The sequence below is a fragment of the Sphaerotilus uruguayifluvii genome, assembly GCF_013294065.1.
GTDB lineage: Bacteria > Pseudomonadota > Gammaproteobacteria > Burkholderiales > Burkholderiaceae_C > Sphaerotilus > Sphaerotilus uruguayifluvii.
In genome coordinates this window covers 53,514-65,579 of sequence record NZ_JABSNM010000023.1, presented here as the reverse complement: position 1 = coordinate 65,579, position 12,066 = coordinate 53,514, and the positions used below count along the sequence as shown (strand labels likewise).

The 12,066-nt window shown below is 70.3% G+C and carries 12 protein-coding genes; 8 read left to right on the top strand and 4 right to left on the bottom strand.

Going from position 1 to position 12,066, the window contains the following annotated elements; genetic code table 11:
• Window positions 1-104: 104 nt before the first annotated feature.
• The 4 genes from HNQ01_RS19365 to HNQ01_RS19350 are packed head-to-tail and all read left to right on the top strand — an operon-like array spanning window position 105 to window position 5,125.
• Complete coding sequence (locus HNQ01_RS19365) at window positions 105-1,655, top strand: FAD-linked oxidase C-terminal domain-containing protein (RefSeq protein WP_173807141.1); 1,551 nt, start codon at window positions 105-107, stop codon at window positions 1,653-1,655.
• A 58-nt stretch (window positions 1,656-1,713) separates the two neighbouring features.
• The gene (gene glcE, locus HNQ01_RS19360) at window positions 1,714-2,838 is read left to right on the top strand and encodes a glycolate oxidase subunit GlcE (RefSeq protein WP_173807140.1); all 1,125 of its coding nucleotides are present in this window, start codon (window positions 1,714-1,716) and stop codon (window positions 2,836-2,838) included.
• A gap of 5 nt (window positions 2,839-2,843) precedes the next feature.
• Entirely contained in the window at window positions 2,844-4,106 is a 1,263-nt protein-coding gene (gene glcF, locus HNQ01_RS19355) for a glycolate oxidase subunit GlcF (protein WP_173807139.1), read from the top strand.
• 14 nt (window positions 4,107-4,120) lie between these two features.
• A complete protein-coding gene (locus HNQ01_RS19350) occupies window positions 4,121-5,125 on the top strand; it encodes an alpha/beta hydrolase (RefSeq protein ID WP_286180991.1) in 1,005 nt (334 codons plus the stop codon).
• Between the two features lies 1 nt (window position 5,126).
• Here HNQ01_RS19350 and HNQ01_RS19345 read toward each other — a convergent pair whose 3' ends face one another.
• On the bottom strand, window positions 5,127-5,561 hold the full coding sequence (locus HNQ01_RS19345; protein ID WP_173807138.1) for an SMI1/KNR4 family protein: 435 nt from the start codon (window positions 5,559-5,561) through the stop codon (window positions 5,127-5,129).
• A gap of 2 nt (window positions 5,562-5,563) precedes the next feature.
• Window positions 5,564-6,703 carry a tRNA guanosine(34) transglycosylase Tgt gene (gene tgt, locus HNQ01_RS19340; RefSeq protein WP_173807137.1) on the bottom strand — a complete coding sequence of 380 codons (1,140 nt, stop codon included), beginning with the start codon at window positions 6,701-6,703 and terminating at the stop codon, window positions 5,564-5,566.
• A 168-nt stretch (window positions 6,704-6,871) separates the two neighbouring features.
• Between tgt and HNQ01_RS19335 the strand changes: the two genes are divergently transcribed.
• The 3 genes from HNQ01_RS19335 to fabB all read left to right on the top strand — a co-directional run bounded on the left by HNQ01_RS19335 (window position 6,872) and on the right by fabB (window position 9,060).
• Window positions 6,872-7,099, top strand: coding sequence for an HP1242/YdcH family protein (locus tag HNQ01_RS19335; protein WP_173807136.1), 228 nt, complete (start codon window positions 6,872-6,874; stop codon window positions 7,097-7,099).
• 195 nt (window positions 7,100-7,294) lie between these two features.
• A complete protein-coding gene (fabA, locus tag HNQ01_RS19330; protein WP_173807135.1) occupies window positions 7,295-7,843 on the top strand; it encodes a 3-hydroxyacyl-[acyl-carrier-protein] dehydratase FabA in 549 nt (182 codons plus the stop codon).
• A 2-nt stretch (window positions 7,844-7,845) separates the two neighbouring features.
• A complete protein-coding gene (fabB, locus tag HNQ01_RS19325) occupies window positions 7,846-9,060 on the top strand; it encodes a beta-ketoacyl-ACP synthase I (protein WP_173807134.1) in 1,215 nt (404 codons plus the stop codon).
• A gap of 27 nt (window positions 9,061-9,087) precedes the next feature.
• Here fabB and ahpF read toward each other — a convergent pair whose 3' ends face one another.
• Window positions 9,088-10,668 (bottom strand): alkyl hydroperoxide reductase subunit F, encoded by a 1,581-nt coding sequence (ahpF, locus tag HNQ01_RS19320; RefSeq protein WP_173807133.1) that lies wholly within the window; start codon window positions 10,666-10,668, stop codon window positions 9,088-9,090.
• 236 nt (window positions 10,669-10,904) lie between these two features.
• Window positions 10,905-11,480: an alkyl hydroperoxide reductase subunit C gene (gene ahpC, locus HNQ01_RS19315; protein ID WP_173807132.1), complete on the bottom strand. Its 576-nt coding sequence runs from the start codon at window positions 11,478-11,480 to the stop codon at window positions 10,905-10,907.
• 260 nt (window positions 11,481-11,740) lie between these two features.
• On the opposite strand from ahpC, the gene hemP reads away from it, so the two are divergent.
• The gene (gene hemP / locus HNQ01_RS19310; RefSeq protein ID WP_353621744.1) at window positions 11,741-11,917 is read left to right on the top strand and encodes a hemin uptake protein HemP; all 177 of its coding nucleotides are present in this window, start codon (window positions 11,741-11,743) and stop codon (window positions 11,915-11,917) included.
• Window positions 11,918-12,066: the final 149 nt, after the last annotated feature.

Here is a 12,066-nt window from a genome sequence, read left to right as displayed (position 1 = left end):
CCGAGGACGCAAAAGCCGGCCCCCGAGCCCGTAAAGTGCGCCCCGTTGCCTGGCGGCTCATGCGAGCCGCCTGTTCCTGCTGGAGAAATGGGAGAAATGTCCCGATGAATGCCCCCCTGCCGCACGACGCGCTGGCCTCCGGCCCGGCCGACGGCAGCGTGCATCCCGCCGATGTCGCCGAGTCCCCGTCCGTCCGTCGCGAGCGCCAGCAGCGCCTGGTCTCGGCGCTGGGTGGCCTGCTGCCGGCGCACGCGCTGCTGTGGCAGACCGAGGACACCGTTCCCTACGAGTGCGACGGTCTGAGCGCCTACCGCGAGCGGCCGCTGGCGGTGGCGCTGCCCGAGACCGAGGAGCAGGTCGCCGCGGTGCTCAAGGCCTGCCGCGAGCTGTCGGTGCCGGTGGTGGCGCGCGGCGCTGGCACCGGCCTGTCCGGCGGCGCGATGCCGCACCGCGAGGGCCTGACGCTGTCGCTGGCGAGGTTCAACCGCATCCTGAAGGTCGATCCGCGCGAGCGCATCGCCATCGTGCAGTGCGGCGTGCGCAACCTCGCCATCAGCGAGGCGGCCGCGCCCCACGGCCTGTACTACGCGCCGGACCCGTCGAGCCAGATCGCCTGCACCATCGGCGGCAACGTCGCCGAGAACTCCGGCGGCGTGCACTGCCTGAAGTACGGCCTGACGCTGCACAACGTGCTGAAGGTGCGCGGCTTCACCATCGACGGCGAGGCGGTCGAGTTCGGCGGCCTGTCGCTGGATGCGCCGGGGCTGGACCTGCTGAGCGTGGTCATCGGCAGCGAAGGGATGCTCGCGGTCGTCACCGAGGTGGTGGTGCGGCTGATCCCGCGCCCGCAGCTGGCGCGCTGCATCATGGCGAGCTTTCCCACCGTCGAGTCCGCCGGCGAGGCGGTGGCCGAGATCATCGCCAGCGGCATCATTCCGGCCGGCTTGGAAATGATGGACAAGCCGATGACCGCCGCGGTCGAGGACTTCGTGCATGCCGGCTACGACCTGGATGCGGCCGCGATCCTGCTGTGCGAGAGCGACGGCACGCCCGAGGAGGTCGAGGAGGAGATCGGCCGCATGACCGAGGTGCTGACGCGCTGCGGCGCCAGCGGCATCGAGGTCAGCCGCGACGAGGCGCAGCGCCTGAAGTTCTGGTCCGGCCGCAAGAACGCCTTTCCGGCCTCCGGGCGCATCAGCCCCGACTACATGTGCATGGATTCGACCATCCCGCGCCGTCGCCTGGCCGACATGCTGCGCGCGATCGCCGCGATGGAGGAAAAGCACGGCCTGCGCTGCTGCAACGTCTTCCACGCCGGCGACGGCAACCTGCATCCGCTGATCCTCTTCGATGCCAACGATCCCGACCAGCTGCGCCGCGCCGAGGCCTTCGGCGCCGAGATCCTCGAGGTCAGCGTCGAGATGGGCGGCACCGTCACCGGCGAGCATGGCGTGGGCGTCGAGAAGCTGAACTCGATGTGCGTGCAGTTCGCGCCGGAGGAGCTCTCGATGATGATCGCGGTCAAGCACGCCTTCGACCGGCCCGGCCTGCTCAATCCGGGCAAGGCGATCCCGACGCTGCACCGCTGTGCCGAATACGGCAAGATGCATGTGCGCCGCGGGCTGCTGCCCTTCAGCGAGCTGCCGCGCTTCTGAGCCGGGTCCGGCCGCGGCACGCACGACGACGAACCGAAGAACACAGAACACACCTCCCATGAGCATCAAGGCACTCGACAGCCTGATCGAACGGGTCCGCGTCGCCCGCGAGGCGCGCGGCACGCTGGCGATCCGCGGCAGCGGCACCAAGTCCTTCTACGGCGAGCCGATCCAGGGGCGGCTGCTCGACGTGCGCGGCCTGACCGGCATCACCCGCTACGAGCCCAGCGAGCTGGTCATCACCGCGCGCGCCGGCACGCCGATCGCCGAGGTCGAGGCCGAGCTGGCGCGGCGCAACCAGTACCTGGCCTTCGAGCCGCCGCGCTACCCCGACATCGAGCGCCCCGGCCAGCGTGGCGGCACGATCGGCGGCATGGTCGCCACCGGCCTGGCCGGGCCGTCGCGCGCGGCGGTGGGCGGCGTGCGCGACTACGTGCTCGGCCTGACCATGCTCACCGGCAAGGCCGAGGTGCTGAGCTTCGGCGGCCAGGTGATGAAGAACGTCGCCGGCTACGACGTCGCGCGCATGGTCACCGGCTCGCTGGGCATCCTGGGCGTGATCTGCGAGGTCTCGCTGAAGGTCATGCCGGTGCCGTCCTACATCAGCACGCTGCGCTTCGACTGCTCCGAGGGCGAGGCGCTCGACCTGATGCAGCGCTGGGCCGGCCAGCCGCTGCCGATCAACGCCACCGCCTGGTGGCAGGGCGCGCTGGTGGTGCGCCTGGCCGGCGCGACCGCGGCGGTGGCCTCGGCGAACCAGAAGATGGGCGGCGAGCCGATCGACAACGCGCTGGCGCAGCGCTTCTGGCTGGGCATGCGTGACCAGACCGACGAGTTCTTCGTCGAGGCCCGGCGCTCGCTGGCCGATGGCGCGGCGCTGTGGCGGCTGTCGCTGCCGGCCGGGGCGCCGCCGGTGCCGCTGCCCGGCGAGCAGCTGATCGAGTGGGGCGGGGCGCAGCGCTGGTGGGTCACGCGCGAGCCGGCGGCGCGGGTGCGCCAGATCGCCAGCTCGCTGGGCGGCCACGCGACGCTGTTCCGCGCCCGCGACAAGGCGGTCTCGTCGAGCGGCCTGGGCGTGTTCGCGCCGCTGAAGGCGCCGCTCGACCGCATCCACCAGGAACTGAAGCAGGCCTTCGATCCCGACGGCGTGTTCAACCCCGGCCGCCTCTATCCGGGGCTCTGAGACGCATGCAGACCCATCTGGCCCCCGAATTCCAGGACACCCCCGACGGCGAGCGCGCCGAGGAGATCCTGCGCCGCTGCGTGCACTGCGGCTTCTGCACCGCGACCTGCCCGACCTACCAGCTGCTCGGCGACGAGCTCGACGGCCCGCGCGGGCGCATCTACCTGATCAAGCAGGTGATGGAGGGCGCGACGCCCACGCGCCGCACCCAGGAGCACCTCGACCGCTGCCTGACCTGCCGCAGCTGCGAGACCACCTGCCCGTCGGGCGTCGAGTACGCCGATCTGCTCGAGATCGGCCGGCGCATCGTCGACCAGAAGGTCGAGCGCAGCCGCACCGAGCGCGGCGTGCGCTGGATGCTGCGCGAGGGCATGACCTCGCCGAGCTTCGGTCCGGCGCTGCGTGCGGGCCAGAACGTGCGCGCGCTGCTGCCGGCGATGATCAAGAACAAGGTGCCGCCGAAGCCCAGCGCGAAGGCGCAGGCGCATGCGCAGCGCTGGCCGACGCGCCAGCACGGCCGCAAGGTGCTGATGCTGCTGGGCTGCGTGCAGCCGACGCTGGCGCCCAACATCAACAGCGCCACCGCCCGCGTGCTCGACGCCTGCGGCATCCAGACGCTGGTGTCGGACGAGGCCGGCTGCTGCGGCGCGGTGCGCGACCACCTCGGCGACCACGAGGGGGCGCTGGCCGACATGCGCCGCAACATCGACGCCTGGTGGCCGCAGGTCGAGGGCCTGGGCGGACTGGAGCCGGTCGAGGCCATCGTCGTCAACGCCTCCGGCTGCGGTGTCTCGGTCAAGGACTACGGCCGCGCGCTGGCGCACGATCCCGACTACGCCGACAAGGCGCACCGCATCAGCGCGACGGCGCGCGACCTGGCCGAGCTGCTGCCCGGCCTGGTCGGTCCGCTGAAGTCGGCGCTCGGCCACCGGCGCGCCAGCGGCGTGCTGGCCTACCACCCGCCGTGCTCGCTGCAGCACGGCCAGCAGCTGCGCGGCCAGGTCGAGGCGGCGCTGGGCGCGATCGGCTTCGACGTGCGGCTGCCGCTGATGGACGCGGCGCTGTGCTGCGGTTCGGCCGGCACCTACTCGGTGCTGCAGCCCGACATCGCCTACCGGCTGCGCGACCGCAAGCTCGAGGCCCTGGCCGCGCGCGAGGCCCCGCTGATCGTCTCGGGCAACATCGGCTGCATCCAGCACCTGCAGAGCGGCACGCCGACGCCGGTCCGGCACTGGATCGAGGTGCTCGACGAGCTGCTCGCCACCTGAGCATGACGCGGGCGATGCCTGAGCCGAACGTCGATCCGTCGCGCCGCGCGGCCGCGCTGGCCTGCGCGCTGCTCTCCGGCCTGCTGATGCTGGCCGCGCCGGCGCTGTCGGCGCAGCCGGCCCCGCCGGTGCAGGAGTCCGACGACGACGGCCGCGGCGCCGAGGCCGCGCCGAGCCGGCAGCGCTTCCCGGCCGAGGTGCAGGTGCTGCGCGATCTGCCCTACGGCAGCGACCGGCTGCAGCGGCTCGATGTCTACCTGCCCTCGGGGCGCGACCGCGACGCCGGCCGCGATGCCGAGCGCGAGCGTGCGCGCGACGGCGCGCCGGTGATCGTGCTGGTGCATGGCGGCGCCTGGCGCGGCGGCGACAAGGCGGCCGCGGCGCTGATCGACCTGAAGGTGCTGCGCTGGGTGCGGCGCGGCTTCGTCGTCGTCTCGGTCAACCACCGGCTGCTGCCGCAGGCCGACGTGCTGACGCAGGCCGCCGACGTGGCACGGGCGCTGGCCTTCGCGCAGGGCATGGCCGGGCGCTGGGGCGCGCAGGCCTCGCGCTTCATCCTGATGGGCCATTCGTCCGGCGCGCATCTGGTCGACCTGCTCGGCGCCGATCCGGCCCTGGCGCGGGCGCAGGGCGCACGGCCCTGGCTGGGCAATGTCTCGCTCGACAGCGCCGCGCTCGACGTCGTGTCGCTGATGCAGGGCCCGCACCTGCGGCTGCATGACGCGGCCTTCGGCGACGATCCGGCGGGCTGGCGTCGGCTGTCGCCGCTGCAGCGCCTGAACGGCCGGCCGGTGCCGATGCTGCTGGTGTGCTCGACGCTGCGCGCCGAGTCCTGCGCGGCCGCGCGGTCCTTCGCCGAGCGGGCACAGGCGCTGGGCGGGCGGGTCGTGGTGCGCGAGGAGCCGCTGCCGCACGCGCGCATCGATGCCGACCTCGGCCTGCCGGGCGACTACACCGACGCGGTCGAGGCCTTCATGGCCTCGCTGGACGCGCAGGTGCGCCTGCGCCTGCGGCCCTGACTCAGGCCAGTCCGGCGCCGGGCTGCGCCAGCCAGTCGGCCAGGCTTGCGCCCAGCCGGCGCCGCCGCCCGCCCTCCGCATCGGCCAGCACGACCTGACCGGGCTGTCCGCCCTCGGCCGGATCGAGGTCGAGCACCGCCAGGGTGCCGGCGCCGTCATGCGTCAGCGGCAGCCAGCCCGGATGCCAGGCCAGCGCCCGCACGCCCGCGTCCGCCGCGACCGGCCGCGCGCGCAGAGTGCCGCTGCCGTGCAGTTCCTCGTTGAGGCGCCACTGCGCCAGGGCCGCGGCCGGACGCAGCCATTCATGCGCGCCGAAGGGCCCCGGAACCGCGCCGGGCGCGCGCTGCAGCGCCAGGTAGTCGGCCGGCAGCGGCCGCCCGAGCGCGGCGGCCAGCGCGGCCAGATCGGCCTCGAGGGCGGCGTGTGCGTCGCTCATGCTCAGACGCCGCGGGCGCGGTCGGCCTTGAACTGGGCGCGGAAGGCCTCGAAGCGGCCGGCGTCGAGCGCATCGCGCACTTCCTGCATCAGGTTCAGGTAGTAGTGCAGGTTGTGGATGCTGGTGAGCATCGGGCCGAGCATCTCGCCGCAGCGGTCGAGGTGGTGCAGGTAGGCGCGGCTGAAGTTCTGGCAGGTGTGGCAGCCGCAGGTCTCGTCGAGCGGGCGCTCGTCGGTGCGGTGGCGGGCGTTGCGGATCTTCAGGTCGCCGAAGCGGGTGAACATGTGGCCGTTGCGCGCGTTGCGGGTCGGCATGACGCAGTCGAACATGTCCACGCCGGCGGCGACGCCGTCGACCAGATCCTCCGGCGTGCCCACGCCCATCAGGTAGCGCGGCTTGTGGGCCGGCAGCCGGTGCGGCGTGTGGTTCATGATGCGCAGCATCTCGTCCTTGGGCTCGCCCACCGAGACGCCGCCCACCGCGTAGCCGGGGAAGTCCATCTCGACCAGGCCGGCGAGCGACTCCTCGCGCAGGTTCTCGAACATGCCGCCCTGCACGATGCCGAAGAGCGCGTTCGGATTGCCCAGGCGCTCGAACTCGGCCTTCGAGCGCTTGGCCCAGCGCATCGACAGCTCCATCGAGCTGCGCGCTTCCTTCTCGCTGGTGATGTGGCCCGAGCCCTTGGCGCCCTGCCAGTAGGGCGTGCACTCGTCGAACTGCATGACGATGTCGGAGTTCAGCACCGTCTGGATCTGCATCGAGACCTCGGGCGTCATGAAGAGCTTGTCGCCGTTGACGGGCGACGCGAACTTCACGCCTTCCTCGCTGATCTTGCGCATGTCGCCCAAGGACCAGACCTGGAAGCCGCCCGAGTCGGTCAGGATCGGCTTGGACCAGTTCTCGAACCTGTGCAGGCCGCCGAACTGCTTCATCACGTCCAGCCCGGGGCGCATCCACAGGTGGAAGGTGTTGCCCAGGATGATCTGCGCGCCCATCGCCTCGAGGTCGCGGGGCATCACGCCCTTGACGGTGCCGTAGGTGCCGACCGGCATGAAGATCGGCGTCTGGATGACGCCATGGTTGAGCGTGAGGCGGCCGCGGCGGGCGTGGCCCTCGGTGGCGAGGAGGTCGAATTGCAGCATGGCGCGGATTGTCTCAGGTCGATCCGCCCCTGCGCACCGCTCCCGTTCCGCACGACCTGCGCCGACCTTGACCTGGATCGAGTTTGGCGGCGCGCACGCGGCGTAGATTGAGGCTGTCCCCACCGAGGCGGTCCGAACGGTCTGCCAGACGAACCAGGAGCCTGAACGATGTTTCCCGAATACCGCGACCTGATCACCCAGCTCAAGACCAGCGATCACCACTTCACGAACCTGTTCGACCGCCACAACGAGCTCGACCAGCAGATCAAGAACATGGAGGCGCACATCGTCGGCGGCACCCACGAGGAGGTCGAGACGCTGAAGAAGGAGAAGCTGCACCTGAAGGACCAGCTGTACACGATCCTGCGCAAGGCGGCCGCCGACAGCGCGGCCTGAGTCCGGCACGATCCTTTCCCCGCCTTCCCAGACCCGCTCCGGGACCCCACCCGGAGCCGGGTGTCAGGTCGGCCGGCAGCGGGCGTAATAAGATCGGGAACTTTGCGAGGTCCGGCGGCGCCGGATCGTCCGCACCGATTCCCTCTCTCTTCCTTCCCAGGGAAGAGTCCGATGACCCGCTCCACCGACCCCACCATGACTTCTGCCCCCCCGATCACCAGCCAGCGAGAACTGGGTCGTCACGCCTACAGCCGCGAAGAGCTGCTGGCCTGCGGCCGCGGCGAGCTGTTCGGTCCGGGCAACGCGCGTCTGCCGCTGCCCAACATGCTGATGATGGACCGCATCACCCGCATCGACGACACCGGCGGCAACCACGGCAAGGGCCTGATCGAGGCCGAACTCGACATCAACCCCGACCTGTGGTTCTTCGGCTGCCACTTCGAGGGCGATCCGGTCATGCCCGGCTGCCTGGGCCTGGACGCGATGTGGCAACTGGTCGGCTTCTGGCTGGGCTGGCGTGGCAACCCGGGGCGCGGGCGTGCGCTGGGCTCCGGCGAGGTCAAGTTCTTCGGCCAGGTGCTGCCGACCGCGCAGAAGGTCACCTACCGCCTGCACCTCAAGCGCGTCATCGAGCGCAAGCTGGTCATGGGCATCGCCGACGGCCAGATGTTCGTCGACGGCCGCGAGATCTATTCCGCCACCGACCTGAAGGTCGGCCTGTTCACCTCGACCCAGGACTTCTGATCATGCGTCGTGTCGTCGTCACCGGCCTGGGCATCGTCTCCAGCATCGGCAACAACGCCGAGGAAGTCACCGCCAGCCTGCGCGAGGCGCGCAGCGGCCTGAAGTTCAACCCGGTCTATGCGGAAAAGGGCATGCGCTCGCAGGTCAGCGGCCGCCCGGATCTCGACCTCGCGGCGGCGATCGACCGCCGCGACCTGCGCTTCCAGGGCGACGCCGCGTCCTACGCCTTCCTGTCGATGCAGCAGGCCATCGCTCAGTCGGGCCTGACCCCGGAGCAGGTCTCCAACCCGCGCACCGGCCTGGTCGCCGGCTCAGGCGGGGCGTCCAGCCTGAACCAGGTCTGGGCCGCCGACACGCTGCGCGCCAAGGGCATCAAGCGCGTCGGCCCCTTCATGGTCACCCGCACGATGGGCAGCACGGTCTCGGCGTGTCTCGCTACCCCGTTCGGCATCAAGGGCGTCAACTACTCGATCACCTCGGCCTGCGCCACCAGCGCGCACTGCATCGGCCACGCCGCGCAGCTGATCGCCTGGGGCAACCAGGACGTGGTCTTCGCCGGCGGCGGCGAGGAGGAGAGCTGGGAGCTGTCGCTGCTGTTCGACGCGATGGGCGCGATGTCCTCGAAGTACAACGAGCCGGGCACCACCGCCTCGCGCGCCTTCGATGCCAGCCGTGACGGCTTCGTCATCGCCGGCGGCGGCGGCATGCTGGTGCTCGAATCGCTGGAGCACGCGCAGGCGCGCGGCGCCACCATCCTGGCCGAGCTGGTGGGCTTCGGCGCCACCTCCGACGGCCACGACATGGTGGCTCCGTCGGGCGAGGGTGCGATGCGCTGCATGCAGCAGGCGATGTCGACGGTGAAGACGCCGATCGACTACATCAACGCGCACGGCACCTCCACCCCGGTGGGCGATCTGGCCGAGCTGGGCGCGGTGCGCCAGGTCTTCGGCGACGAGGTGCCCTTCATCAGCTCGACCAAGTCGATCACCGGCCACTCGCTGGGCGCGGCGGGCGTGCAGGAGGCGATCTACTCGCTGCTGATGCTGCAGAACGACTTCCTGGCCGCCTCGGCCCACATCGAGACGCTGGACCCGGCCGCCGAAGGCCTGCCGATCCTGCGCGAGCGCCGCGACGGCCGCGTCGACACCGTGATGTCGAACAGCTTCGGCTTCGGCGGCACCAACGCGACGCTGGTGTTCTCGCGCTTCGCCGGCTGATTCCGGCGAAGCGTCCCGTGGCCGGCCTCAGCCGGCCACGCTCGTGCGGATCAGGTGGTCGAAGGCGCCCAGCGAGGCCTTCGCGCCTTCGCCCATCGCGATGATGATCTGCTTGTAGGGCACCGTGGTCACGTCGCCGGCGGCGAACACGCCCGGCACCGAGGTCTGGCCGCGGTCGTCGACGATGACCTCGCCGCGCGGGCTCAGCTCGACCGTGCCCTTGAGCCAGTCGCTGTTGGGCAGCAGGCCGATCTGCACGAAGATGCCCTCCAGGTCGACCCTGTGCAGCTCGCCGCTGATGCGGTCCTTGTAGGACAGGCCGTTGACCTTCTGGCCGTCGCCGTGCACCTCGGTGGTCTGCGCCGACATCAGGATGGTGACGTTGGGCAGGCTGCGCAGCTTGGTCTGCAGCACCGCGTCGGCGCGCAGCTTCGAGTCGAACTCGATCAGCGTCACATGCGCCACGATGCCGGCCAGGTCGATGGCCGCCTCGACGCCCGAGTTGCCGCCGCCGATCACCGCGACGCGCTTGCCCTTGAAGAGCGGGCCGTCGCAGTGCGGGCAGTAGGCCACGCCCTTGGTGCGGTATTCCATCTCGCCGGGCACGTTCATCGAGCGCCAGCGTGCGCCGGTCGAGATGATCACCGTCTTGCTGCGCAGGCTCGCACCGTTCTCGAGCTTGACCTCGATCAGGCCGCCCGGCGCGGCCGCCGGCACCAGGGCGGTGGCGCGCTGCAGGTTCATGATGTCGACGTCGTATTCCTTGACGTGCTGCTCGAGCGCCGCGGCCAGCTTCGGCCCCTCGGTCTCCTTGACCGAGATGAAGTTCTCGATGCCGAGCGTGTCGAGCACCTGGCCGCCGAAGCGCTCGGCCGCCACGCCGGTGCGGATGCCCTTGCGCGCCGCATAGATGGCCGCGGCCGCGCCGGCCGGGCCGCCGCCGACCACCAGCACGTCGAACGCGTCCTTGCTTGAGAGCTTGCGGGCCTCGCGGTCGGCCGCGCCGGTGTCGATCCTGGCGAGGATCTCGCCGAGCTCCATGCGGCCGCTGGCGAACATCTCGCCGTTCAGGAACACGCACGGCACGCCCATGATCTGGCGCGACTCGACCTCGGCCTGGAACATCGAGCCTTCGACGGTCGTGTGGCGGATCTTCGGGTTCAGCGCCGCCATCAGGTTGATCGCCTGCACCACGTCCGGGCAGTTGTGGCAGGTCAGGGACATGTAGGTCTCGAAGACCAGCTCCTTGGCCGGCTCGAGCGCCTTGATCTGCTCGATCAGGTCGGCCTCGACCTTGGCGGGATAGCCGCTGGTCTGCAGCAGCGCCAGCACCAGCGAGGTGAACTCGTGGCCCATCGGCAGGCCGGCGAAGCGCACGCCGGTGTCGGCGCCGGTCCGCGTGATCTGGAAGGAGGGCAGGCGCTCGCCGGCGGTCGAGCCGCTGCGCACGCTCAGGCGGCCGGCCGGCGCGACCGAGGCGATGTCGGCGACCAGCTCGAGCATCTGGCGCGAGTTCTCGCCGTCGTCGGCGAAGGTGACGATCTCGATCGGCTGCACCAGGCGCTCGAGGTAGCCCTTCAGTGCGGTCTTGAGGTTGCTGTCCAGCATGGTGGGTGCTCCTTGAGAGGTGGGTCGGGGACGGGCGTGTCAGGCCGGAAGGGCTGGGCTCATTCGAGCGCAGTCCTTCGGGTCCGGGGCTGAGGAAGATCAGGGGTCGGCGTCCCGGGCAGACGAGGATGAACGGGTCGGCAGGAATCCGCCGGGTCTGCCCGGTCCGCGCCGCCGCGGGGGAGGGCGGCGGCGGGGTCCGACCGGCGGCGGGGCCGGTCGGCAGGGGCAGATCGTCAGATCTTGCCGACCAGGTCCAGCGACGGGGCCAGGGTGGCGGCGCCTTCCTTCCACTTGGCCGGGCAGACCTGGCCGGGGTTGGCGGCGGTGAACTGGGCGGCCTTCAGCTTGCGCAGGGTCTCCGACACGTCGCGGGCGATCTCGTTCGAGTGGATCTCGGCGGTCTTGATCACGCCTTCCGGATTGATCACGAAGGTGCCGCGCAGCGCCAGGCCTTCTTCCGGGATGTGCACGCCGAAGGCGTTGGTCAGCGTGTGGGTCGGATCGCCCACCAGCGGGAACGTGGCCTTGCCGACCGCCGGCGAGGTCTCGTGCCACACCTTGTGCGAGAAGTGGGTGTCGGTCGTGACGATGTAGACCTCGGCGCCGGCGGCCTGGAAGGCGGCGTAGTTGTCGGCGGCGTCCTCGATCTCGGTCGGGCAGTTGAAGGTGAAGGCCGCCGGCATGAAGATCAGGACCGACCACTTGCCCTTCAGGCTCTCTTCGGTGACCTCGATGAACTCGCCCTTGCCGGCGCGGTTGACGAAGGCGGTGGTCTTGAACGGCTGGACCGGGGTGTTGATCAGGGACATGGATCGCGCTCCTCGAGCTGGGTTGATGGATCGTCTTGGCGTCTGGACGCAGAAGGCTGCGTCGACGGGATGAATCTTAGGCGGCCTGAGTTCATAGTGCCAATTGACTGTTTTTTTGTTTCAGATAGTCTTTGACTATTCATTGGCCGGGATGATGCAGGAAAGCGAATGTGCGGGGAGCCTGTTTCTTGCTTGCATACAAGAATTGTTCTTATTAGCATCCATGCATGAACCACTCTGTCCTTCCCCCGTCCTTGCCCGTGGATCCTGCCGAAGCCCGGCCCGCCGGCGCTTCCGGCGACGATCGCGGTGTCGACCTGCCGCGTCTGTCGAGCCGCGACCTGCTCGGTCAGGGCCGCGAGGTGGAGATCGAGCACGAGGGCATGCTCTACCGCCTGCGCGTGACCGCGCTCGGCAAGCTGATCCTGACGAAGTAGCCGCGGTCGGTTGGCGCTTGTTGCGGGCAGCCCACACGCAGCATGCACATCGGGCTATTCGATCTTAATAAGAATCGTTATCATTGAGTCAATGACGACACCCAGCCCGGAGCCAGGCAGATCGTCGCGATCTCTCCCGCGATCTCTCC